Consider the following 21503-nt stretch of genomic DNA (forward strand, 5'->3'; position numbering starts at 1 on the left):
GCTTCGCGCCGATGGTAGTGTGGGGTCTCCCCATGCGAGAGTAGGTCATCGTCAGGCACTTATACCGTACCCCAGCTTCGAAAGGAGCTGGGGTATTTTATTTAGGGGTCTCCCAAGTAGAGTAGCGGAAGGCCGCCCCGGTCGTCAGGCACCTATACCGCAGAAAACCCAGCCAACCGGCTGGGTTTTTTGTTTTAGGGGTCTCCCATGGAGAGTAGCGGAGAGCCGCCCTCCGGAGCGCCGGCCGGGACATCGTCAGGCACCTATGCCGCAGAAACCCCCGAGTATATCGTGCTCGGGGGTTTTTGTGTGCGTGGCAGAAAAGTCATCACCATTCAATGGGTTCGCCCGCCCAGTCCCAGAAGCTGCCGGTGTCTTCAGGTGTGCGCTTGGCCATCACGCTGATCAATTGCTCGGCAACAAAGGTGGGGTGAAATAACTTATCGGAGGGAACGCGCGCTTGAAAGGGCTCGGATAGCGTTGTGTCGGTTGTGCCAGGGTGCAGGCACAACACGATAGACTGCTTGTTGAGCCGCGAAAGCTCGATAGCCGCTGTCTTCATCAGCATATTGTGAGCCGCTTTACTGGCTCGATAGCTATACCAGCCTCCGTAGCCGTTATCGCCAATGGATCCCACACGAGCCGAAAGGCTGGCAATGATCGTTGGGTGCTTACCCTGCAAACATGGTTTTAGTGACGAAAGCAAAAGCGCGGGTGTCACCGCGTTAATATGCATGACCTGGGCAATGGAGGTCTCATTGAGCTGCTCGAGCCGTTTTTCAGGCTGGATACCACTTGCCTGGTCGTGAAGTATACCCACCGCATTAAAAAGCAGGTGTATAGGGCGACCATCCAGGTGCTTTGATAAGACTTCACGCCCAGATGATGTCGAGACATCGGCAACGACGGATTCCACGCCAGGGTGTTTTACAGGAAAAGGCGCACGACTAACTGCTATGAGATTGCCTATCTGGCTATTGCCCAGCAAGGTGTCAACGATGGCGTTGCCGATACCGCCGTTGGCACCGATAACGACAGCCGTAAACTTTTCGGGTAGGAAAGGAAGCATGCAGCTACTCCATAAGGGAACGTAATGTTACCTATTGAAGTATCTTGCAGAGGGGTTGTCTAGTTTTAGTGGCGCTTGATACAAGTATTGTTCAAGCTGAAGCATTGATACGACCCGGTTGGGCTGAATTACGACCATCCGGGTTGTAAAGCGTCTTCTCAGCAATCTGTCGAATATAATCGAGCATCTTTTGATTGTGCTGCATGCGTAGAGAAAGCATTTCGCCTGTTAATGCGTTCATGCGGGCGGCACGTTCGCTTTTTTCGAGCAAGCGGTTCCATGTGTCAGTGCAGCCAGCATCGCTTGCGGCAGACTTGGCACCTTGCGCACCACTCTCGTACCCTAGGCGCTTTTGTACGCTACGCCGAAGGGTTTCAATGCGTTCAAGCTCAGTCAGCAATTGCTGCTTCTGATGGGCAACGTCAGCCAGTGCATCGCCGTCGATGTCCCCCCGAGTTAGCAGCGTCTGCTCGTTGCCCAGCAGCGATATCAACGCATCAATGCGTTGTTGCTGATCAGTCAACAAGCTGGCGAGGCTCATAAATTACTCCTGGGATTCTCGAAGATTGGCAATCAAACCATCAGCAATACGATCAGCTCGGATTTCCAGGCGGCCGTCACGAATAGCATCACGAATCTCTTCAACCTTTGCGCTGTCGATGTCATGCGTTTCATCGGCGCTCATCGTGCTGATGTGTGTTGAGCCCTTGGCTTCAGCACCTGACGTGGTAGATGCTGAATTTGCCGCCTTCTGGGTTTCATCACGCTGCTGGGCATGATTGGAGCGAAGTGGCGGATTATTGACGTTATCAATTTTCACGTTGTGTGCCTCATCGTCAACGTTTAGAGCGCGATGCGCGGATTACGTGAACTATCGGCGGTGCTGGATGAAACTTTAGCCTTTTAATTAAAAATCGACCATCAGAGTTCCGCGTTCTACTACGCGGGCAGACATCACTTCGCGAGAACCAAAGCGCACCCTGACTTCTTCGCCCATAGCGCCATTGTTGAGAGCCTCTCCTTCGCGGGATACGCGAAAGGAATCTCCTTCAGCTATGACCTTAACCCGCTGGCCTCGTTCAACGAGAAGAGGCGCCTGAATGAAATGCGATTGAATCGTCATCCCGCTAGCGATGGGCTGGCGGGCGACTTTACCCACGATGTCATCAGCTTGAGTGATGGCTCGTGAGGATAAGTCGCTTAAATTGCCGGTTTTTTCGCCCAGCATGTCAGGTGTGATTTGACGGCCGCGTTCAATGTCGACAGCGGCCACCATGTAACTGCCGATGACGTCGACTTCTGCCTGCAGATAGCGAACTTGCTGGCTATCGGTGCCGCAGCGAACGCCTACTGAAACCCGCCCGAGTGGGGTTTCGTTCTGGTTGGTCAAGAACGGGGCGGGGTTAGTGCAAACGGAAAGATGGGGTGAAGGAGGACGCAGATTAATGACCACTTCATCACCCAGCGCCTGTGTTTCTTGGTAGAGAAACTGATGCACGCTTTGCATGAGTTCGTCATGCTTGGTGTCTGATGCATTAGCGAAGGGCAGGACAGCCAATGCCGCCAGACTGACCATAAGCAGGCGATATATCCAATGCAACAGAGAGGTTGATACAGAACTGAGCGACAATTGACGCATGGGGGAGGGTGCTCAATGAAAGAGGCGGATATGAACCATCCATGATTCTAACGAAAAAGCCTGATGATTATCACGAGAAATGCTGGGTGAAACGAAGGTTGTTCCATGCTTTAGGCTGACAGGCGTCGTCGTATTCTCCATCATCAACAAATCCTATTTTGCCTCTCAGTAAGCGAGGGTTGGCATGATCGATCAATTAGAAGCTTCTTTGAATTACCATCAGCAGGCGCTGGGGTTGCGACAAGCGCGGCATGAAGTGCTTGCGGCGAATATTGCCAATGCCGATACCCCGAATTACAAAGCCAGGGATATCGACTTTGCTAGTGAATTGAAAAAAGCCGTTGATGGCGGTCAGCGTTCACAGGGTAGCGATGGTGGTGGGCTGGCATTGTCGCGGACCTCGGACCGCCATCTGGCTGGCGAGGGGCCCGCACTTGCTGCTGGCCATAATACAGATCTGCTTTACCGGATCCCCAGCCAGCCCAGCCTGGATGGCAATACCGTCGAAATGGACCGTGAGCGTTCGCAGTTCGCAGACAACGCGGTTCGCTATCAAGCGGGGCTCACAATAATGAATAGTCGGATTCAAGGGCTAAAAACGGCCATGCAGCCAGAATAAACTGGCTCGAACCGGTTAGGAGGTAGTTATGTCAATGTTTTCTGCGTTTGATATCGCAGGTTCCGCCATGAGTGCTCAGTCGCAGCGTATGAATGTGACCGCCAGCAACATGGCCAATGCCGATAGCGTGGCAGGCCCTGACGGTGAAACGTATCGGGCCAAGCAGGTCATGTTCGAGTCTCAAGCCAATAACTCACGCTATGGCGTGGGGGGCGTACGTGTCACCGAGGTCGTGGAGGATGATTCGCCGCTACGGCTTGAGTACATGCCCAATCATCCTGCTGCAGACGAGGACGGCTACGTCGCCAAGCCCAACGTTGAACCGGTTCATGAAATGGTCAACATGATTTCAGCCTCGCGCTCTTATCAAGCCAACGTCGAGGTCTTTAACACCAGTAAACAGATGATGATGCAAACACTCTCGCTGGGTGAAGGGTAAACCATGAATATCGACACAAGTGTACTGACTAGCGTCAACGGCGGCGGATCGAATGGGCTTCCGGCTCGTCAGTCGGAAGAGCTGCGTGAAAGTTTCATGACCCTGCTGATTACCCAGCTGGAAAATCAAGACCCGCTCAACCCCATGGAAAACTCGGAGATGACGTCTCAACTGGCGCAGATCAATACGGTCAGCGGCATCGAGGAGTTGAACGACACACTCAGTGGCATCACCCAGCAGATGGACGCCTCACAGATGCTGCAAGCTTCCGGCTTGATCGGCAATGCCGTGCTGGTGCCGGGTAATCAGGTAAAGGTCAACATTGACGAAGACGGTAACAGCTATGCTACCCCGTTTGGCATCGAGCTGGATAAACCAGCGGATAACGTCGAGATTACCGTGACCAGTAAAGCGGGCGAAGTCGTCTATACCAACAACATCGAGGGCGTTGGTGCGGGCGTCGAATCGTTCAGTTGGGGTGGCTTGAATAATGACGGAGCGGCTGTTGCTGAAGGGTCGTACAACGTCAGCTTTAAAGCGACCAATGCCGAAGGTGAAGCAATTGAATCCAAGGCGCTTAATTATGCCCAGGTGCAGGGTGTGACGCCTGCCGGGTCGGGTGAAGAAGTTCGCCTTGACCTCGGTGCCATCTACGGCCAAGTAACACTTGATCAAGTCAAACAAATTCTCTGAACCATTACTTATTGATCGATTTAGCAGGGGACTACCATGAGTTTTTCACAAGCGTTAAGTGGCCTGAATGCCCAGCAAGAAAAGCTGGGGGCCGTGGGTAACAATATCGCCAACTCGCAGACAGTCGGCTTCAAGAGCTCGAATGTACAGTTCGCCGATGTTTACGCTGAGTCACGCATTGGCCTGGGTACGCGAACTTCTTCCGTGCTGCAGAATTTCAACCAGGGCAATATCGAGTCATCGGGCCGTAATATGGACCTGGCGATTGCTGGGGAAGGCTTCTTCCGCTTTCAGCAACCCAACGGCGAAATTGGCTACTCGCGCAACGGCCAGCTGACCATGACGGCCAACGGCGATCTGGTGAACGCTCAGGGCGCACAGATCATGGGGTATCCCGCTGACGCGCAGGGCAATATCCAGGGCGGCGGCGATGTTGAAGCCCTGAGCGTCGATGCAGGCGACTTGGCGGCGAGTGCTACTCAGAACCTCGACGTATCGCTCAACCTGGATGCTGAAGAGGAAGTGTTAGCTGCCGCACCCTCGGCCCAAGAGGTCGCCAATGGCCTGGATTCAAGTCAGTATTCGTATTCGACCAACGGCACAATTTACGACTCTCAGGGTAATGCGCGAAATTTGACCATGTACTTCAGCAAGACGGCGGCTAATGAATGGCGTGTAGATGCCCGGATGTCCGGCGGCCCTGAAGGTGCGCCGAATTACGGTTTTACTGACATCGCTAATGGGTCAAATTTTGGTTTCACGACGGATGGCCGTCTCAATAATAACTTTAATGAATTCGAGATTGATCTAGATGCTCCAGACGAAATCACTGATGCAGATGGCAATGCTTTAGGTGCAGGTGCCAGCGAATTCAATGATACGCTGACCAGTCAGCAGATCGAGATTGATTTCGCCAATACCACCCAGTTTGCCAATAGCTCTACCGTCAATGACTTGTCTCAAGACGGCTACACTTCGGGTTCTCTGGTGGGTGTAACCATCGAAGACGACGGGTCAATCATGCGCAACTATTCCAACGAGGAATCGCGTGCGGCTGGCCAGGTTGCCCTGGTGAGCTTCCGTAATCCTGAAGGTTTGAGCCCCAATGGCGACAACCTGTGGACTGCGACAGCCTCTTCCGGCCAGGAACTTGTTGGTGCCCCAGGTACCGGCCAGCGCGGTCTGATCGAGCCGGGCGCGGTTGAAACCTCCAATGTGGATATGGCCGCCGAACTGGTCGACATGATCGTTGCCCAGCGCGCCTACCAGGCCAACTCTCAGACGATCAGTACCCAGGATGAGTTGCTGCAGACCATCATCAACCTGTAACGGCTGACGGAATTTAAGGGAGCAAGGTCGTGGATAGAATGCTGTATACCGCCATGAGCGGCGCCAAGCACACGATGGACCAGCAGTCGGTGGTGAGTAACAATTTGGCAAACGTTGCCACATCGGGTTTCCGCGCCCAACTGCAGGCAGCACGCTCGGTGCCTGTGGAAGGTGACGCCTTGCTGCCTACACGTACGTCTGCCGTGACCACCACACCAGGTACCGACTATTCTCAGGGACCGATAGAGCGGACCGGCCGCATGCTTGATGTCGCCATGCAGGATGATGCCTGGATGGCAGTTCAAGATGGCGACGGCGTTGAAACCTATACGCGGCGTGGCGACCTTCAGGTCGACAGCGACGGTATATTGATGAGCGTCGGCCGCCCGGTGGTAGGCGATGGAGGTCCTATCGCGCTACCTCAAGGGGCGCAAATATCCATTGGTGCTGACGGTACCATCAGTGCGATCCCCCAGGGCGAGGGCCCTGAAGCCTTGGTGAATGTCGGCCGAATCAAGCTGGTGACGCCAGAAGAGGGCGAGCTCACCCGTGGTGAAGACGGACTCTTCCGCGCTCCCCCGAATGAAGAAGGCGAGCCTGGGGCACTAGCGGCCGATGAAGACGCGACGCTGGTCAGTGGCGCACTGGAAGGTAGTAACGTCAGCGCGGTTGACGCCATGGTGACAATGATTGACGCGGCGCGCCGCTACGATATGCAAATGAAAATGCTGAGCTCGGCGGACGAAAACGCACAGCGCGCCAACAGCATGTTATCGATTCAGGGCTGATAAACCCTTGTCAGCCAAGAGGATATTTTTATGATTTCGTCTTTGTGGACGGCCAAAACCGGTTTGGAATCCCAGCAGACCAAGCTGGATGTGATTTCCAATAACCTGGCCAACGTCAGCACTAATGGCTTCAAGCGCTCACGCCCGGTATTTGAAGATCTTCTATACCAGAACATGCGTCAGCCCGGGGCACAGAATAATGTGCAGGATCGCCTGCCCTCTGGCATGCAGGTGGGTACCGGTGTGCGTGCGGTTGCCACAGAGCGCTTGCACACTCAGGGCGGCCTGGAACAAACCGAAAACTCCCGCGATCTGGCGATCAACGGGGATGGCTTCTTCCAGGTGCTTTTGCCCGATGGGAACACAGCCTATACACGTGATGGTAGCTTTCAGTTGAATGAAAACGGCCAGATGGTCACGGCCAATGGTTACCCCATTGAGCCGGCGATTTTCATTCCAGAAAACGCGCTCTCGGTCAGCGTGGGTGAAGACGGTACGGTCAGCGTACGCCAGCCCGGTGACAACCAGGCAAATGAGATCGGCCAGATTAACGTTGCCACCTTCATTAATCCCGCTGGTCTGCAAAGCATGGGCGGCAACCTCTACCAGGAAACGGGGTCTTCCGGTGTCCCTAACCAGAATATGCCGGGCATGAATGGCGCGGGGCGCCTGTTTCAAGGTTACGTAGAGACGTCGAACGTCAATGTGGTCGAAGAAATGGTCAACATGATCCAGACCCAGCGGGCTTACGAAATCAATAGCCAGGCCGTTTCGACCAGCGATGAAATGTTGGCGCGTTTGGGTCAGCTGTAACGACGTTTACTGACAGGTTGGTTCATGCTGGAACGACATTGTAGTTTGCGAAGCATTGCGCTGGCAGGGCTGGCATTTTTTCTGCTGGTGGTCGCTGGCTGTGCCCAAATCCCAAGGGCGTCGGTGGTGGGCGAACAGGAACAGATCAATATTGCCGATCGCCCCCCGCCGACTCCCAATGGCTCTATCTACCAGGCACGGCGGGGGTACCAGCCGTTATTTGAAGACCGCCGCCCAAGGTCCGTTGGCGATATTCTGACCATTATTCTCGATGAAGAGGTCAGTGCAAGCAAAAACTCGGCGTCCAATGCCGATCGTGATGGCAGTGCGAGTCTGGAGTTTGGTGCACTACCGGATGCCCTGGAAACACTGGCCGAGTATGGTTTTGAGATTGATGGTGAAAGCGACTTTTCAGGCGGAGGAGGCTCTCAGGCCAATAACTCGTTTACGGGCACCATTACCGTCTCGGTTCTTGAGGTAATGAACAACGGTAACCTGCGCGTCCGCGGTGAGAAACAGATTGCCATCAATCAGGGTACCGAGTTTATTCGCTTCTCGGGCGTAGTGAACCCTCGCACGGTCAGCGGGCAAAATACCGTTCCTTCCACCCAGGTCGCCGACGCGCGGATTGAGTATGTGGGGGATGGTTACATTAACGAAGCGCAACACATGGGCTGGCTGCAGCGCTTCTTCCTCAACGTTTCGCCTTTCTAATCGCGCCTGACACGACGGTCGACAATATGCGGGTCAATCACATGCAACGTATAACGCCTCACGCGCTGGGAAAACGGATCTGGCAACTTGGTATCATGGGGCTGGTTTGCCTTTTGGCCATGCCTGTTCAAGCAGAGCGTATTCGCGAACTGGCGAGCTTCGCCGGTGTGCGGGATAACCAGTTGGTGGGTTATGGGCTGGTGGTCGGGTTGGATAACACCGGCGATCAGACGACCCAGGCGCCGTTTACCAGCCAGAGTTTGACCAACATGCTGTCGCAATTGGGCGTGACGGTTCCCTCTGGCACCAATTTGCAACTGCGTAACGTTGCCGCAGTAATGGTGACAGCCGACCTGCCGCCGTTTTCCCGCCCGGGTCAGCGGCTTGATGTCGTGGTTTCGTCCATTGCCAACGCGCGGAGTCTGCGCGGCGGCACCCTCTTGATGACGCCCATGAAAGGCGCCGATGGCGATACCTATGCCATTGCCCAGGGCAATATGCTGGTTGGCGGTGCGGGGGCACAAGCCGGGGGAAGTAGCGTACAGATTAACCAGCAGGCAACGGGCAGAATTCCCAACGGCGGTCTGGTTGAGAAGGAAGTGCCTCTTAACCTGGGAAGTAATGGCGGCACGCTGGAGCTACAGCTGGATGACGCTGATTTTGGCACCGTCCAGCGCATGGTGACCGCCATCAATAACGAATTTGGTCGGTCGGTAGCCTATGGCCGCAATGGTCGGGTGATCGCCCTTGACGGTCCAGTCGACGATAATGAGCGCGTCAACTTTATGGCCCGGGTTGAGAACGTTAACGTTACCCCGATGGAGGCGCCAGCGCGTGTCGTCCTCAATGCGCGTACCGGCTCGGTGGTGATGAACAGCGCCGTGACGCTGCGCGAGGCGGCGGTCGCCCACGGCAATCTGTCCATTATGATCGATACCCAGTTCGGGGTCAGCCAGCCCAATCCCTTCGGTGAAGGGGAAACAGCAGTAGTGCCAGACACCGACATCGATATCGAGCAGCAGGAAGCCTATCTGCAGGTAGTGGAAGGTGCCGACTTGAACGAAGTTGTCAATGCGCTCAATGCCCTTGGCGCTACCCCCCAGGACTTGATGTCGATTCTTGAAGCGTTAAGGGCCTCGGGCTCGCTACGTGCAGAATTGGAGATCATCTGATGAATGCCACTGATATGAGCAGTCAATTTGCGCTTGATGTACAGGGCTTTCAGCGGATGCAGCACACGGCCAAGGTCGATCCGGAAGCCGGTGTGCAGTCAGCGGCTCAACAGTTCGAAGCCCTGTTCGTGCAGATGATGATGAAAAGCATGCGCGATGCGATTCCATCATCTGGCCTGATGGACAGTAGCGCGACTGATAGCTACCAAAAGATGCTGGACCAGCAATGGTCACAGGTGATTGCGTCTCGAGGTGTTGGTCTTGCGGATGCACTTGTTCAGCAACTGGAGCGGGAAGGCTTGGTAGCGAAAGGGGAAGGAGCGTCCTCCTCCGGTGACCAACAAATGCAGGCATTGATCGCGGGTATTCCAAGAGGTACGCCACGGGTTTTGGATAGCCCGCTTAACCCTGGTGACGAGCGCGTTCCAGAGGCGAATTCGGAAAGCAACTTCTTGGCTGAGTTGGATGCTGTGCGTCAGGGCCAGTTAGGGGAAGTAGCCCCTGCGCAGCCTGACAATCAGCGTCAAGCGACTGGGCAAATGACCCACGTTGATCAGTTTATGAACACATTGGCACCTTCGGCTCAGGCCGCTAGCCGTACCACTGGCGTTCCCGCTGAATTGATCCTGGCTCAAGCCGCGCTGGAAACAGGCTGGGGACAACATGAAATTGCCACTCAGACTGGCAGGAATAGTCATAACGTCTTTGGCATCAAGGCCGGTGAACACTGGGATGGCGATACGACTGACGTGGTAACGCACGAATACATAGACGGCCGTCGTCAGAAAATCGTCGATACCTTCCGTGTCTATGATTCCTATGAACATGCGTTTACCGATTATGCCAACCTGATTGGCAACAACCCTCGCTACGCGGGCGTGACACAGGCCCCGTCAGCCGAACTGGCAGCGCTTGAGTTGCAGCGTGGCGGTTATGCCACTGACCCACGCTATGCTGAAAAGCTGGTGAGCGTGATGGACACCCTGGGCCCGATGCCGGATGCCGGTGACTTCCTGGCAGATTCGCGTTAGATCATCATTCAAGTTTTGTACCGCGTTGCCGATCATAGAAATATCGGCTAAAGGAATCGAACCATGAGCATGTTTTCTGTTGGGCTAAGCGGCTTGAACGCGGCGCAAAACGCGCTGAACACGACCAGCAACAATATCAGCAACGTGTACACCCCTGGTTACAACCGTGAAATCACCAAACTGGGTGAGAGCAGCGCGAGGACATCAGGTGTTCAGGTCAACGATATCGAACGCCAGTTCAATCAATACGTGGCGGAACAGCTCAACAGTGCCAAGACCCAGTCGAGTGCCCTGGAGACCTACTACAATCAGGTCAGCCAGATCGATAACCTGCTGGCCGACCGCGAGGCGGGTCTATCCCCGTTGATGCAGAACTTCTTCTCGTCGATGGAAGACCTGGCCAGCGCGCCGTCTGACCCCGCTGCTCGCCAGGGCGTGCTGGGCAACGTTGAAACGCTCAGCGCACAGTTCCGCTCGTTCGACAGCTATCTGCAGGATATGCAGAGCAATATCAATAGCCAACTGAAGGACGAAGTCACCCAGATCAATAACACCACCGAGCAAATTGCCGGGCTCAACAAAGAAATTGCGCTTGCCCGTGCCCGTACTGGCGAAGCGCCCAACAGCCTGCTCAATCAGCGTGACAAGCTGGTGTCGGATCTTAACGAGCGAATGGATCTGCGTCTGAATATTCAGGATGGCAAAACCTACAACGTCAGCTTACCCAATGGCCAGCCATTGGTTACCGGCACCAATTCTTTTCAACTGGAAACCATGGAAGCCGACTATGATCCCCAGCGGACCGTCATTGGCTACCGTGATGGCGGTGGTAATCTTTCGCAGTTGGATGAAGACACAGTGACGGGCGGCTCTCTTGGCGGATTAATGAACTTCCGCCAGGAAACCCTGGACAAGACCCAGAACCAGATCGGTCAGCTGGCTGCTTCGCTTTCCATGGCCGTCAACGATCAGCATCGTCAAGGGGTTGATCTTAACGGCGACCAGGGCGGGGATTTATTCAACATTCGTTCGCCCCAGGGCTACGGGTACGAAAGCAACAGCAACCCTGACCTGCTGTCGTCGGCAGATTTTGATCTGCAGACGGCCGACAGGCTGCGTGCCACGGACTATACCGTCTCGTTTGACGCAAGCCTTGAGCCTGTCGTGACGCGAAACGACAACGGCCAAGTGCTGGATAGCGCGGATCCTGACAGTCCCACCTATGTGGATCAATCCAATTGGGATGCTACCACCGGTTCGGGGGAAATTACCTTTGGCGGCGTGACGCTTTCGTTTAACAGCGGAACGTCTGTCGCCGAGGGAGATCAGTTTGAAATCCAGCCGGTACGCCGTGCCGGTGCCGGTATGGAAGCCAATATCAGCGATCTTGACAAGATTGCGGCGGGCAGCTTCGCCGAGTTTGAAGGCGACCTGGATATTGGCGACGTCAGCATGGCCGACGGTGCTTTATCAGTTGAAGATGACTATGCCTTTGACGTTGACGATACAGGTACTGTCAGCGGTATTGCGCCAGCGACAGCGACGCTGACGGTTAATGGCGAGGCTTTCAATTCAGGGACTGACACCTTGGCTGAAGGCGACCGCATCGAGATTGACGGGGTTGCGTTCACGCTTAACCAACTGCCCGAGGCCGGTGAAACCGCAACATTCGCGATTAGCCTAAGCGACGCCAATACCGGCGACAACCGCAATGCCCTGGCCATGCAGGACCTGCAAAGTCAGGAAGTTGTCGGCGGCAGCGCCACGGTGAGCGGTGCCTATGGGTCGATGGTCAGCGATGTGGGTAATCGTACCAATATTACTGAGGTGAACCTGGACGCACGGCAGGGGCTGACCGACCAGTTAACCGCAGTGCAGCAGTCCGAGTCCGGGGTCAATCTGGATGAGGAAGCCGCCAACTTGATTCGCTACCAGCAGTTCTATCAGGCCAACGCCCGTGTTATTGACACGGCCGGCACGATAATGGACACCATTTTGAATTTGCGCGGTTAATTCGAGGATAAACAGCCATGCGTATTAGCAGCGTTACCATGTTTGACCAAAGCACGGCGTCAATGAATCGCCAGCAAAGCGATTTTTTGAAAGTCAGCCAGCAGATTGCCAGTGGCCGTCGCGTTGTGAACCCCTCGGACGATCCTCAGGCCGCCTCCCGCGCCGTCGGTGTTGACCAGGCCAAGGCGGTCACCGAGCAGTATGCGGATGCCCGCACCTCGGCGCGTAACTCGCTTGCCCAGACGGAAAGCATCCTCAACAGCGTCAGCGATGCCGTTACCAGTGCCAAGACATTGCTTGTCCAGGCTTCCAGCGACACACTCAGCAATGTCGATCGTGATTCGATTGCCAGTGAACTGAAAGGCGTCTACGAGACCATGCTGGGCCAGGCCAATGCCACCGACGGTAACGGGCGCTATCTGTTCGGCGGCTATAATGATAGCAACCCGCCATTTGTCAAAAATGCCGGTGGCAATGTGGAATATAAAGGCGACAGCAATACGCGTGAACAGCGCGTCGATGCATCACGCCTGATGCCGGTCACTGAAAATGGTGAATCAATTTTCAAAAGCGTACCCAGCAGTGCAGGCTACGTGGCTGAAGCGGATAGCGATAACGCTGGCAGTGTGACTTTTGGCGGTCCGCAGGTCAGCGATGTCAATGACGAAGGCTATGGTGATAGCTACCGCATTCAGTTCGATGAGGATGCTGGCAATAACCCTACCTATAGCATCGAGACCTATGATGAGGGCACCGAAAACTGGGTTGCATACGATCCAGATAATAATGGTGATTTTACCGATCAAGCCTACATTCCGGGTATAACTGTTTCTTTCGGCGGGGTTAATGTTGACCTGAAAGGCGAGCCAGAGGTGGGTGATGAAATCCTGGTAGCTCAAGCAGGGAGCGACCAACGCGAACCGAACCTGTTCCGCACCATGGAAGAAGCTATCCGCGTATTGGAAAACCCCGTTGAGACCGACGCCGATAAAGCTGATTTGCGCAACACGCTCAATACCTCGATGCGTGACCTGGACAATGCGCTGGATAACGTTCTCACGGTGCGCGCATCAGCAGGTGCACGCCTCAACGAACTCGATGTGATTGACGCGGTGGGCAGTAACCGTAGCCTCAACTACGAACAGACACTGTCGGATCTGGTCGACCTCGATTATAACGAGGCCATTTCCGAGTACAGTTTGCGCCAGGTAGGCCTGCAGGCTTCTCAAAAAGCCTTCGTTGATGTGAAGGGTATGTCGCTGTTTGATTACCTGTAACGGTTAGCCCTGCTAATTAAGGGACATTGTTCCGATACTTTAAAAGCCCTTTGCCCATGGCAAAGGGCTTTTAACATGGTGCCAACCCTTTTCGCAGAAAGCTCAAGATAACGGCGCCAGGGTATCGATCAATCCCTGCATGAAGTCTATCCCCTGGCTGAACAGGCGTTGTAAAAAGCGTTCAAGATCTGTCATCAGCACCATCATCAGCAGAAGGCCTACCGTTAATGACGTCGGGAAACCGATATTGAACACCGTCAGTTGTGGGGCAGAACGGTTCAGAATCCCCAGCGCCAGATTAATGACCAGCAGCGAGCCGACCAGTGGCAAGGCCAGCAGCATCCCCGAGGCAAATATGGTGCCCGCATAGCGGGCCATCAGCTCGAAGGCGTTGGGGTTAAGCGTGCCGATGCCAATGGGCAGACTCTGAAAGCTCATCACCAGCGTTTCCAGCACCATCAGATGGCCATTCAGAGCGAGAAACATCAACAGCGTGACCATATATAGAATCCGCGATAACACCATGATGTTGGTACCACTGGCCGCATCAAAAAAGCTGGCGAATGCCAATCCCATCTGCAGGCCAATAAATTCCCCGGCAGCTTGAACCACGGCGAATACAATGTGCATGACCAAGCCGATAGCGATGCCAATCAGGACCTGCTCAACCATGATACCTGCGCCCGCCCAGGACATCAGGGGCACGTCGGGCATGGGAGGCAGAACCGGAGCGATCACTACCGCGACAACCGCGGCGAGGCTCACCTTGGCCTGGTTGGGGACACTGGAATGTCCCCACAGAGGCGAAGCCGCCATGAAGGCGGTAATGCGGGCGAACGGCCAGATAAACGCCACCAGCCATGCCTGTAGCTGGGCAAAGGTGACCTCAACCATTGGCTTACATCACCATACTGGGGATATTAGTGAATAAGCGATGGGTAAAATCGGTGATTAGCCCAAGAAGCCATGGACCCGCCAGCACCAGGACGGCAAAGACGGCCAGAATTTTGGGAATGAACGTCAGCGTCATCTCATTGATTTGCGTCGCGGCTTGGAACAGGCTGATGATCAAGCCGGTAAACAGGGCGGCAAGCAACATGGGGCCCGCGAGAAACAGCGTTACCCGCATGCCTTGATACGCAATCGTCATGACCATTTCAGGGGTCATTCGGCCTCCAACGTCGTAATGACGGCTATATCATGTAGAAGCTTTCAGCCAACGACCCGACAATCAGCTGCCAGCCATCGACCAGAACAAACAGCATAAGCTTGAATGGCAACGAAATGGTGATCGGCGGAACCATCATCATGCCCAGGGCCATCAATGTACTTGCGACGACCAGATCGATAATCAGGAAAGGGATGAAAATCGTAAAGCCGATTTGGAAAGCGGTTTTCAGCTCGCTGGTAACGAACGCAGGCAGTAAAACGCGCATTGGTAAATCATCAGGCCCCTGCATGGGACCGACATCCGCCAGGCGAACGAAGAGCGCCAGGTCGGGTTCGCGGGTCTGGGCCAGCATGAACTCACGAAACGGCACCTGTGCCAAGCGCAAGAACTCTTCAAAGTTGATGGTTTCTTCGCTTAACGGCACCCAGGCAGTGTCATAAACCTGGGCCAACACCGGCGACATGATGAAAAACGTCAAGAACAGCGCGATGCCCAGCAGTACTTGGTTGGGGGGTGTCGCCTGGGTGCCCATGGCGGTTCGCAGCAAACTGAGCACAATGATGATGCGTGTAAAGCTGGTCATCATCAGCAGCATGGAGGGCAGAAACGCCAGTGAGCTCAGAAATAACAGCGTCTGCAGCGAAACTGACCATTGCTGGCCGCCATCTTCAAGCGGCTGGGTCGTGATTCCGGGCAGCTCCTGCGCATAACCGATGACTGGGAGGAGACACAGCAGTAAGCCAACAACAATGAGCCACCGCCACCGCTGATAATGCGGCTGACGCAAGGTTTCAATCCTCATGGGGTTCGATCTGTTTCAGAGGTAGGTGAGGGCGTCTGGCCCCGGCGCTTTTGGGTGACATTGTGGGCGAGCGCCTGGGAAAATCGTTTAGCAAAGCTGGATGGTGCCTGATGCGTCTCAGTTGGCGGTGTGGCAGGTGCCGGTCGCTCATGCAATTTGCTAATTCGCCCACTGCCAACGCCTAACACCAACCACGTATCCTCAACCTGCACGATGACCACGCGTTCACGATTACCCACCCCGATACTGCTAATCACCTGAAGCTGTCCGCCAGAGCGTTTGGCGTTGCCGAGGCGCTTGAGCAATGCAGTACACAGCAATATGATCGCAATGACCAGCGCCAGCGCCGCTGCCGTCTTGCCCAGCATGGCCATGCCAATCAGGGAATCTCCACCGCTACTTAGTGCGTCGAGCGCCCCATCTTGTGTTGAAGCGGTTTCACTGCTCATCGGTTCAATTTGTGAATGCGCTCAGAGGGCGTAATGATTTCGGTGATACGGATACCATACTTGTCCTCGATGACAACGACTTCCCCTTGAGCAACCAAGTAGCCGTTAATCAGGATATCCATTGGCTCACCGGCGAGTCCATCGAGTTCGATTACCGACCCTTGTGCCAGTTCAAGCAGCTGTTTGATGGTCAGCTTCGTGCGCCCCAGCTCAACGGTCAGCTTGACCGGAATATCCATGATCATCTCGAGATCACGCGAGGGCGTGGTACCACCTTCCTGGGTCAGCGGGCGGAAAACATCGTCGCTGGCCGCCTTGGCTTCGCTTGCGGGCGCTTCATCGGCTGCGTTTTCATCTTCTGCTGACGCTTCTTCTTCGACGGCTTGCTGCTCTGCCAACGCCGCTGCCCAGGGATCTTCATCCTCGCCATCAGCGGCCTCGGATGAGGCGGCGGTTTCTTCCTGCTCTTGTTCCGACATGGCAGATGCCCAGTCGTCGTCAGAGATGTTCTGATCGGGTTTATTAGGATCCGTCATGCTTTAGATTCCTTGGCTTTCTGTCGCGTCGACCCTTTGGCGAAGTCGCTGGACGGTACATTGTTCATGGCGGCGTGATCAATCAAGCGCTTGACACGCAAGGCACGCTGCTGGCGCTGGCTACCGTACTCACACTCCATCACGGGTACGCCATCAACGTTGGCGGTAACCGTAGAGGGAATTTCCAACGGTAGTACGTCGCCTTTCTTGAGTCCCATCACATGGGAGATACGGCTGGGTATTTGTGCAAACTCAGCCACTAACTCGATTTCTGACTGGCGCAACTCACTTGCCATCCGGCGCGACCAGGTGCCGTCCTGGTCGTGGTTACTGTCGTTGATCGGGTTCGCCAAAAGATCGCGGAGCGGTTCGATCATGGCGTAAGGCATGCAGACCTGAAAGTTGCTCGACAGGTTGCCCACCTCGATATTGAACTTCGTATTCACCACGATTTCATTGGGTGAGTTGGTGATGTTGGCAAATTTTGACTGCACTTCCGAGCGCAAGAAGCTGATTTCCAGCGGATAAACGACTTTCCAGGCTTCCTGATAGGCATCAATGGCCAAGCCTAGCAGCCGGTGGATGATGCGTTGTTCGGTATTGGTGAACTCGCGCCCGTCCGATTTGGTGACAAAACGTCCATCGCCGCCAAACAGGTTGTCGACCACCATGAATACCAGATTAGGCGGAAATACGATCAAGCCAGAGCCACGCAATGGGCGCATCGAGACGATGTTCAGATTGGTCGGCACAGGCACATTGCGCGAAAAATCGCTAAAGCTCTGGTAACGAACCGATTCAACCGTTATGTCAGCGCTGCGCCGAAGCAAATTGAATAAGCCCGTACGGAAGTAACGTGCGAAGCGCTCATTAATGAAGTCCAGGGCATGCAGTCGCTCGCGAATAACGCGATGCTGCGTGGATGGATCGTAAGGCCGTATCTTGGATTCATCCTGCGACTGGGCCGAGGAAGCCGATGACTCATCATCACCACTGACCCCTTTGAGCAGGGCGTCAATTTCTTCCTGGGACAGTAGATCGTCCTGCGACATGAACGGCTCCAGTTCCCGAAATTATTGCACAATGAATTCAGTAAACAGCACTTCGCGCAGTTCAGGCGGTGGCTGGTTCTCGTCGAAAGGCTCGCTTAGCCTTTCATTGATGGCGGAGGCTAGTTGCTGTTTGCCTTCTGAGGATGTCAGTTGGCCTGCCTCCTGACCCGATAGCACTGTAAGCAGCCTACTGCGTACCTGGGGCATATGGGTTTCCAGTAACTCCCGGGTAGCTTCATCTTCAACACGCAGTGTAATGCCCGTATATAACAAGCGTGTTCCATGACGGTCATCGGCCAGGTTGACGGTGAAGGGCTCGATGGTAAGGAACACCGGTGGCTTTGACTCGACAACCTGCTCGGCAGTGTCTTCCTGATTATTGCCGTCGCCCTGCTCCAGCACCATATAAATGGCGGCTGCCGCACCGGCAGACGAGAGCAGAACTAAAATGATCATGACCCAGAGTAATTTCTTTGGTCCGCCGCTAGATTCAGCCATTGGTCGTTCCCGTAATCTCCATGCGTGGCGTTAATGTGGCATTATGCCTAAAGCGCATGCTAGTGATGAAATGAACAGGCTCGCTTGGCGAGCCTATCTTTTGGCTTAGCTTCCAGGCGCCAAGTGAAAGGCGATGGAAAATGTGTTGTCAACGGGTTATCGGTTAAGCGTAAAGATCAACCCTGCCATCAAGTGTGATAGGCGCGTTGAGCGGCGTCGGCGCTACACTGCTACCTTCTTCTCCACCTTCAATGCCAGCTTGGCTGCCTGACCCGGACTGCTGCTGTGCAAGGCCCTGATCGCTGGATTCGCGCTGCTCGCCAACCGAGGTTTCGCTAAGCGAAATGCCTTGTTCTGCGAGCGCCTCACGCAACTGAGGGATAGCCTGTTCAATGACCTGGCGTACCTGGGCGTGGCTGGACAAGAAGTGCGCCTGAGCGCCTTGTTCGCCAAACTTCAAGGAGATGGAAAGCGCGCCCAACTCGGCGGGATGCAGTTGCATCTGCACAAGCTGGTCTCCCCCTCGCTGGGCGAACTGGACGAGCTGCTGACCTAATTGTTGTGGCCAGGCGGGACTGGTCACCGGGGTGTTGATCGTGGCAGGTGCCGGGTTGGCAGCGCTACCCTGGGTGGTCGTCGGTGTTGGCTGACCGCCGGCTACTTGTGCGGAGGCCTGACCGTTGCCCTGCCCAGCGTTATTCGCCGACAGGGTGTTGAGCAGTGTTTCCGAGGATGTCGTGGGCAGAACCAGGTTGGCTTTGGCAGACCCGTCAGCCGCGCGTCCTGATGTATCGAGCGCATTCACCCAGTTATCTGGACCCTGACGAGAGGCCGACCGTGCGTCGATCTGGCTTAATAGGCTCTCCGCTCGCGGGGCCTTGCTCGCATCAGCCGTTTGAGGCGAAGCACCTAGTGCCTGTGCGATATCACCCAGTCCTCGCGATGCACCGGATGGCCGGGTATCGGTCGTGTTGGCTGTCTGGCTCTGAGAGGCAGCAAAGGCACTGAGCAGGCTCACCAACTGCTCTGCATCACCTTCCTCAATGCCCAGCTGCTCGGCAAGTTCTGTGGCGGTCGGCATCGCCTCCTCGTTGCCGGGGAACTGCTGGGACTCGCTGGCGGTATCGCTGAAGCTTGCCATGAGCGCGAGGCGCTGGGCAATTTCATCAAGCGTGGCATTTTCCAGGCTCTCGGAAGCTTCAAGACGGGGCATTTCCTCAGGCATTGATTTGCCGCCATCGGAGCTAAAGCGTGCCACCAATGCTTCGAGGGCTTCGGGGCTAATATCTAGACCAAGCGATTCCAGCCACGTCGACAACGATGCTGCTTCCGTCGGCTGACCATTGTCCATGGGGCTGTTGCCTGCCTGATTTAAAGGCGAGGCCACCTGTGTACTGGCAAGGCGCTGGTGAGGCGAAGCCGAGGCCTGGGAAAGCGCCTGTTGAAAGAAGCCACGCGCACTGTCAGCCGTTGCCGTGCTGCCTTGCTGGCTGCTGGTCGCTTGACCTTGCGTCGTTGATAGCAACTGGTGAATATTCATGCTCAGTTCCCTGGCACCGCTACTGCGGCGTCTCATTACGTTGGCGAGCCAAACGGCTAGTCACCAAGTCGTCATTGGTTTTCTGTTCATGACGCTCAAGGCGTCGGTGTTCTTCTACTAGCCGTCGTGAGGTCAGTGTATCGTAGGAAGACAGTTTGCGCTGCTCTTGTTGCCAATGTTGTTGACGTTTTTCCACTCGCTTTTGCTGTGCCGCGAGCGTATGGCGAGCGCGCTCCAGCGCCGCATCCAGTGATCCCAGAAATTGCTGGTAGTTGTACATGGTAGCCGGGTCAATGCCGTCGCGCATCGCCCGTTGCAAACGCTCGGCGTACTCTGCGCGGTAGCGCTTGAGCGAATTCAATTGAGCGGTTGTCTGCTGCTCTCCCTGCCGCTCCTGAGCCAGGGCAATACCCGCCTGGTCGCGGGCTTCGCGGGCTAGATCGGCAAGCATCTCCAGCTGCGTTCGGCTCATGCTGAGTCTCCTACCAAGGCATTCAGGGCTTGTCGGGAAGCGTCGATGGTGGCGCTTTCGTTAATGTTCTGCTGCAAAAAGTGCTCAAGCTCGGGAAAACGCTTCACTGCCTCATCGAGCTGCGGGTCGTGACCAGGTGAGTAGGCCCCGACGCTAATCAGGTCGCGATTACGCTGGTAACGCGAGAAATACTGCTTGAAGACACGTGACTGGCGCTGCTGGGCTTCGTCGGTGATCGCGGTCATTGCGCGGCTGATGGAGGCTTCAATATCGATAGCCGGGTAGTGTCCCGCTTCGGCTAATGTACGCGAGAGAACAATATGCCCATCGAGAATCGCCCGGGCGGAATCCGCGATCGGGTCCTGCTGATCGTCACCCTCGGTCAAGACAGTGTAAAACGCGGTAATCGAGCCGCCCCCCCGTTCTGCATTACCTGCGCGCTCAACCAGGCTAGGCAGCTTGGCGAATACCGATGGTGGATACCCTTTGGTGGCCGGGGGTTCGCCAATGGCCAGGGCAATCTCGCGCTGGGCCATGGCAAAGCGCGTCAAGGAATCCATGATCAGCAGAACATCGCGGCCTTCATCGCGAAACCCTTCGGCCAGCCGCGTGGCGTAGGCAGCTCCCTGGAGGCGTTGCAGAGGGGACGTATCGGCCGGTGCGGCGACGACCACGGCACGACGCCGACCTTCGGGGCCAAGAATGTTGTCGATGAAATCCTGTACTTCACGGCCACGTTCGCCGATAAGACCTACCACAATGACATCTGCCTTGGTGTAGCGTGCCATCATTCCCAACAGCACCGATTTGCCGACCCCTGAACCCGCGAAAAGCCCCATGCGCTGACCCCGGCCGACGCTCAGTAGGGCGTTAATCGAGCGGATGCCGACATCAATCTGGGACTCGATGGGCGCCCGGGATAGCGGGTTAAGCGGTGGCGTATCCAGGGTTGCTCGGGGAGTGTCGTCCAGGTGCTCACGGTCATCGAGTGGATTGCCGTTGCCGTCAAGTACGCGACCCAGCAGTTCCTCGCCGATGGGGAAGCGCCTTGCACTGTGGCCGCTTCCGTCGCTCAGCGGTGATACGCGGGCACCGGGCATCAGGCCCGAGATTTGCTCAAGGGGCATCAGGTAGAGCTTATCACCAGCGAACCCCACGACTTCGGCTTCGGCATAAGCTTGATCATGATGGACATCGCTTTTGGGCAGCTCGATTCTGCAAGCGCTGCCGACTGCGACGCGCAGCCCGACGACTTCAACGACCATGCCGGTTGCCCGCACGACGCGACCACTGGTGCCCACCCGCGGCAACGCACTGACCCGCTGCGTGGTGCGGCGGATGGCTTTTTGCCAGCGGAATTGGTGAGGGCACGAAGTGGTCATGTCAG

25 protein-coding genes are annotated in these 21503 nt (G+C 55.6%); 11 read left to right on the forward strand and 14 right to left on the reverse strand.

Annotated elements, in window-relative coordinates; translation table 11 throughout:
- Positions 1 to 328 precede the first annotated feature (328 nt).
- The 4 genes from ADS46_RS08535 to flgA all read right to left on the reverse strand — a co-directional run bounded on the left by ADS46_RS08535 (position 329) and on the right by flgA (position 2708).
- Positions 329 to 1069 (reverse strand): SDR family NAD(P)-dependent oxidoreductase, encoded by a 741-nt coding sequence (locus tag ADS46_RS08535; protein WP_066318842.1) that lies wholly within the window; start codon positions 1067 to 1069, stop codon positions 329 to 331.
- A gap of 91 nt (positions 1070 to 1160) precedes the next feature.
- Entirely contained in the window at positions 1161 to 1610 is a 450-nt protein-coding gene (locus tag ADS46_RS08540; RefSeq protein WP_066318844.1) for a flagella synthesis protein FlgN, read from the reverse strand.
- Positions 1611 to 1613: 3 nt separating this feature from the next.
- Positions 1614 to 1889, reverse strand: coding sequence for a flagellar biosynthesis anti-sigma factor FlgM (gene flgM / locus ADS46_RS08545; protein WP_066318846.1), 276 nt, complete (start codon positions 1887 to 1889; stop codon positions 1614 to 1616).
- Between the two features lie 87 nt (positions 1890 to 1976).
- A complete protein-coding gene (gene flgA, locus ADS46_RS08550) occupies positions 1977 to 2708 on the reverse strand; it encodes a flagellar basal body P-ring formation chaperone FlgA (RefSeq protein WP_066318857.1) in 732 nt (243 codons plus the stop codon).
- 184 nt (positions 2709 to 2892) lie between these two features.
- Between flgA and flgB the strand changes: the two genes are divergently transcribed.
- The 11 genes from flgB to flgL all read left to right on the forward strand — a co-directional run bounded on the left by flgB (position 2893) and on the right by flgL (position 13596).
- Complete coding sequence (flgB, locus tag ADS46_RS08555; protein ID WP_066318862.1) at positions 2893 to 3327, forward strand: flagellar basal body rod protein FlgB; 435 nt, start codon at positions 2893 to 2895, stop codon at positions 3325 to 3327.
- A 28-nt stretch (positions 3328 to 3355) separates the two neighbouring features.
- Positions 3356 to 3766 carry a flagellar basal body rod protein FlgC gene (flgC, locus tag ADS46_RS08560; RefSeq protein ID WP_066318863.1) on the forward strand — a complete coding sequence of 137 codons (411 nt, stop codon included), beginning with the start codon at positions 3356 to 3358 and terminating at the stop codon, positions 3764 to 3766.
- A 3-nt stretch (positions 3767 to 3769) separates the two neighbouring features.
- Entirely contained in the window at positions 3770 to 4459 is a 690-nt protein-coding gene (locus ADS46_RS08565) for a flagellar hook assembly protein FlgD (protein WP_066318865.1), read from the forward strand.
- A gap of 36 nt (positions 4460 to 4495) precedes the next feature.
- A complete protein-coding gene (gene flgE, locus ADS46_RS08570; RefSeq protein WP_066318868.1) occupies positions 4496 to 5788 on the forward strand; it encodes a flagellar hook protein FlgE in 1293 nt (430 codons plus the stop codon).
- Positions 5789 to 5817: 29 nt separating this feature from the next.
- The gene (locus ADS46_RS08575) at positions 5818 to 6576 is read left to right on the forward strand and encodes a flagellar basal body rod protein FlgF (RefSeq protein ID WP_066318870.1); all 759 of its coding nucleotides are present in this window, start codon (positions 5818 to 5820) and stop codon (positions 6574 to 6576) included.
- A 30-nt stretch (positions 6577 to 6606) separates the two neighbouring features.
- A complete protein-coding gene (gene flgG / locus ADS46_RS08580; RefSeq protein WP_066318873.1) occupies positions 6607 to 7389 on the forward strand; it encodes a flagellar basal-body rod protein FlgG in 783 nt (260 codons plus the stop codon).
- Between the two features lie 24 nt (positions 7390 to 7413).
- Complete coding sequence (locus tag ADS46_RS08585) at positions 7414 to 8103, forward strand: flagellar basal body L-ring protein FlgH (protein WP_066318876.1); 690 nt, start codon at positions 7414 to 7416, stop codon at positions 8101 to 8103.
- Between the two features lie 95 nt (positions 8104 to 8198).
- Positions 8199 to 9275: a flagellar basal body P-ring protein FlgI gene (locus ADS46_RS08590; RefSeq protein ID WP_199825207.1), complete on the forward strand. Its 1077-nt coding sequence runs from the start codon at positions 8199 to 8201 to the stop codon at positions 9273 to 9275.
- Positions 9275 to 10306 (forward strand): flagellar assembly peptidoglycan hydrolase FlgJ, encoded by a 1032-nt coding sequence (flgJ, locus tag ADS46_RS08595; RefSeq protein WP_066318880.1) that lies wholly within the window; start codon positions 9275 to 9277, stop codon positions 10304 to 10306. The genes ADS46_RS08590 and flgJ overlap by 1 nt, the downstream gene beginning before the upstream one ends.
- 63 nt (positions 10307 to 10369) lie before the next feature.
- Entirely contained in the window at positions 10370 to 12319 is a 1950-nt protein-coding gene (flgK, locus tag ADS46_RS08600; RefSeq protein WP_066318882.1) for a flagellar hook-associated protein FlgK, read from the forward strand.
- 17 nt (positions 12320 to 12336) lie between these two features.
- Positions 12337 to 13596, forward strand: a complete 1260-nt coding sequence (gene flgL, locus ADS46_RS08605) for a flagellar hook-associated protein FlgL (protein WP_066318885.1) — start codon at positions 12337 to 12339, stop codon at positions 13594 to 13596.
- Positions 13597 to 13698: 102 nt separating this feature from the next.
- Here the strand turns inward: flgL and fliR are convergent, their stop codons facing one another.
- From fliR to fliI, 10 genes are all read right to left on the reverse strand, one after another.
- Complete coding sequence (fliR, locus tag ADS46_RS08610) at positions 13699 to 14490, reverse strand: flagellar biosynthetic protein FliR (RefSeq protein ID WP_066318887.1); 792 nt, start codon at positions 14488 to 14490, stop codon at positions 13699 to 13701.
- 4 nt (positions 14491 to 14494) lie between these two features.
- A complete protein-coding gene (gene fliQ, locus ADS46_RS08615) occupies positions 14495 to 14764 on the reverse strand; it encodes a flagellar biosynthesis protein FliQ (RefSeq protein ID WP_066318890.1) in 270 nt (89 codons plus the stop codon).
- 25 nt (positions 14765 to 14789) lie between these two features.
- Positions 14790 to 15518: a flagellar type III secretion system pore protein FliP gene (gene fliP / locus ADS46_RS08620; RefSeq protein WP_156524490.1), complete on the reverse strand. Its 729-nt coding sequence runs from the start codon at positions 15516 to 15518 to the stop codon at positions 14790 to 14792.
- Between the two features lie 47 nt (positions 15519 to 15565).
- The gene (gene fliO / locus ADS46_RS08625; RefSeq protein WP_066318895.1) at positions 15566 to 16018 is read right to left on the reverse strand and encodes a flagellar biosynthetic protein FliO; all 453 of its coding nucleotides are present in this window, start codon (positions 16016 to 16018) and stop codon (positions 15566 to 15568) included.
- Positions 16015 to 16554: a flagellar motor switch protein FliN gene (fliN, locus tag ADS46_RS08630; RefSeq protein ID WP_066318897.1), complete on the reverse strand. Its 540-nt coding sequence runs from the start codon at positions 16552 to 16554 to the stop codon at positions 16015 to 16017. Before fliN ends, fliO begins: the two co-directional genes overlap by 4 nt.
- A complete protein-coding gene (fliM, locus tag ADS46_RS08635) occupies positions 16551 to 17606 on the reverse strand; it encodes a flagellar motor switch protein FliM (RefSeq protein ID WP_066318899.1) in 1056 nt (351 codons plus the stop codon). Before fliM ends, fliN begins: the two co-directional genes overlap by 4 nt.
- 21 nt (positions 17607 to 17627) lie before the next feature.
- A complete protein-coding gene (gene fliL / locus ADS46_RS08640) occupies positions 17628 to 18104 on the reverse strand; it encodes a flagellar basal body-associated protein FliL (RefSeq protein WP_066318902.1) in 477 nt (158 codons plus the stop codon).
- A 163-nt stretch (positions 18105 to 18267) separates the two neighbouring features.
- Positions 18268 to 19644, reverse strand: coding sequence for a flagellar hook-length control protein FliK (locus ADS46_RS08645; RefSeq protein WP_066318905.1), 1377 nt, complete (start codon positions 19642 to 19644; stop codon positions 18268 to 18270).
- Between the two features lie 19 nt (positions 19645 to 19663).
- Positions 19664 to 20116 (reverse strand): flagellar export protein FliJ, encoded by a 453-nt coding sequence (fliJ, locus tag ADS46_RS08650; RefSeq protein ID WP_066318911.1) that lies wholly within the window; start codon positions 20114 to 20116, stop codon positions 19664 to 19666.
- Positions 20113 to 21498, reverse strand: coding sequence for a flagellar protein export ATPase FliI (gene fliI, locus ADS46_RS08655; protein WP_066318913.1), 1386 nt, complete (start codon positions 21496 to 21498; stop codon positions 20113 to 20115). The genes fliJ and fliI overlap by 4 nt, the downstream gene beginning before the upstream one ends.
- Positions 21499 to 21503 lie beyond the last annotated feature (5 nt).

The sequence above is a fragment of the Halomonas sp. G11 genome (assembly GCF_001663515.1).
GTDB lineage: Bacteria > Pseudomonadota > Gammaproteobacteria > Pseudomonadales > Halomonadaceae > Vreelandella.

Excerpts from the sequence above, each read along its gene's own strand:
- ADS46_RS08535 (WP_066318842.1), bottom strand. The coding sequence starts at position 1,069 with ATGCTTCCTTTCCTACCCGAAAAGTTTACGGCTGTCGTTATCGGTGCC.
- ADS46_RS08540 (WP_066318844.1), bottom strand. The coding sequence starts at position 1,610 with ATGAGCCTCGCCAGCTTGTTGACTGATCAGCAACAACGCATTGATGCG.
- flgA (WP_066318857.1), bottom strand. The coding sequence starts at position 2,708 with ATGCGTCAATTGTCGCTCAGTTCTGTATCAACCTCTCTGTTGCATTGG.
- flgB (WP_066318862.1), top strand. The coding sequence starts at position 2,893 with ATGATCGATCAATTAGAAGCTTCTTTGAATTACCATCAGCAGGCGCTG.
- flgC (WP_066318863.1), top strand. The coding sequence starts at position 3,356 with ATGTCAATGTTTTCTGCGTTTGATATCGCAGGTTCCGCCATGAGTGCT.
- ADS46_RS08565 (WP_066318865.1), top strand. The coding sequence starts at position 3,770 with ATGAATATCGACACAAGTGTACTGACTAGCGTCAACGGCGGCGGATCG.
- flgE (WP_066318868.1), top strand. The coding sequence starts at position 4,496 with ATGAGTTTTTCACAAGCGTTAAGTGGCCTGAATGCCCAGCAAGAAAAG.
- flgG (WP_066318873.1), top strand. The coding sequence starts at position 6,607 with ATGATTTCGTCTTTGTGGACGGCCAAAACCGGTTTGGAATCCCAGCAG.
- ADS46_RS08585 (WP_066318876.1), top strand. The coding sequence starts at position 7,414 with ATGCTGGAACGACATTGTAGTTTGCGAAGCATTGCGCTGGCAGGGCTG.
- ADS46_RS08590 (WP_199825207.1), top strand. The coding sequence starts at position 8,199 with ATGGGGCTGGTTTGCCTTTTGGCCATGCCTGTTCAAGCAGAGCGTATT.
- flgJ (WP_066318880.1), top strand. The coding sequence starts at position 9,275 with ATGAATGCCACTGATATGAGCAGTCAATTTGCGCTTGATGTACAGGGC.
- flgK (WP_066318882.1), top strand. The coding sequence starts at position 10,370 with ATGAGCATGTTTTCTGTTGGGCTAAGCGGCTTGAACGCGGCGCAAAAC.
- flgL (WP_066318885.1), top strand. The coding sequence starts at position 12,337 with ATGCGTATTAGCAGCGTTACCATGTTTGACCAAAGCACGGCGTCAATG.
- fliR (WP_066318887.1), bottom strand. The coding sequence starts at position 14,490 with ATGGTTGAGGTCACCTTTGCCCAGCTACAGGCATGGCTGGTGGCGTTT.
- fliQ (WP_066318890.1), bottom strand. The coding sequence starts at position 14,764 with ATGACCCCTGAAATGGTCATGACGATTGCGTATCAAGGCATGCGGGTA.
- fliO (WP_066318895.1), bottom strand. The coding sequence starts at position 16,018 with ATGAGCAGTGAAACCGCTTCAACACAAGATGGGGCGCTCGACGCACTA.
- fliN (WP_066318897.1), bottom strand. The coding sequence starts at position 16,554 with ATGACGGATCCTAATAAACCCGATCAGAACATCTCTGACGACGACTGG.
- fliM (WP_066318899.1), bottom strand. The coding sequence starts at position 17,606 with ATGTCGCAGGACGATCTACTGTCCCAGGAAGAAATTGACGCCCTGCTC.
- fliL (WP_066318902.1), bottom strand. The coding sequence starts at position 18,104 with ATGGCTGAATCTAGCGGCGGACCAAAGAAATTACTCTGGGTCATGATC.
- ADS46_RS08645 (WP_066318905.1), bottom strand. The coding sequence starts at position 19,644 with ATGAATATTCACCAGTTGCTATCAACGACGCAAGGTCAAGCGACCAGC.
- fliJ (WP_066318911.1), bottom strand. The coding sequence starts at position 20,116 with ATGAGCCGAACGCAGCTGGAGATGCTTGCCGATCTAGCCCGCGAAGCC.
- fliI (WP_066318913.1), bottom strand. The coding sequence starts at position 21,498 with ATGACCACTTCGTGCCCTCACCAATTCCGCTGGCAAAAAGCCATCCGC.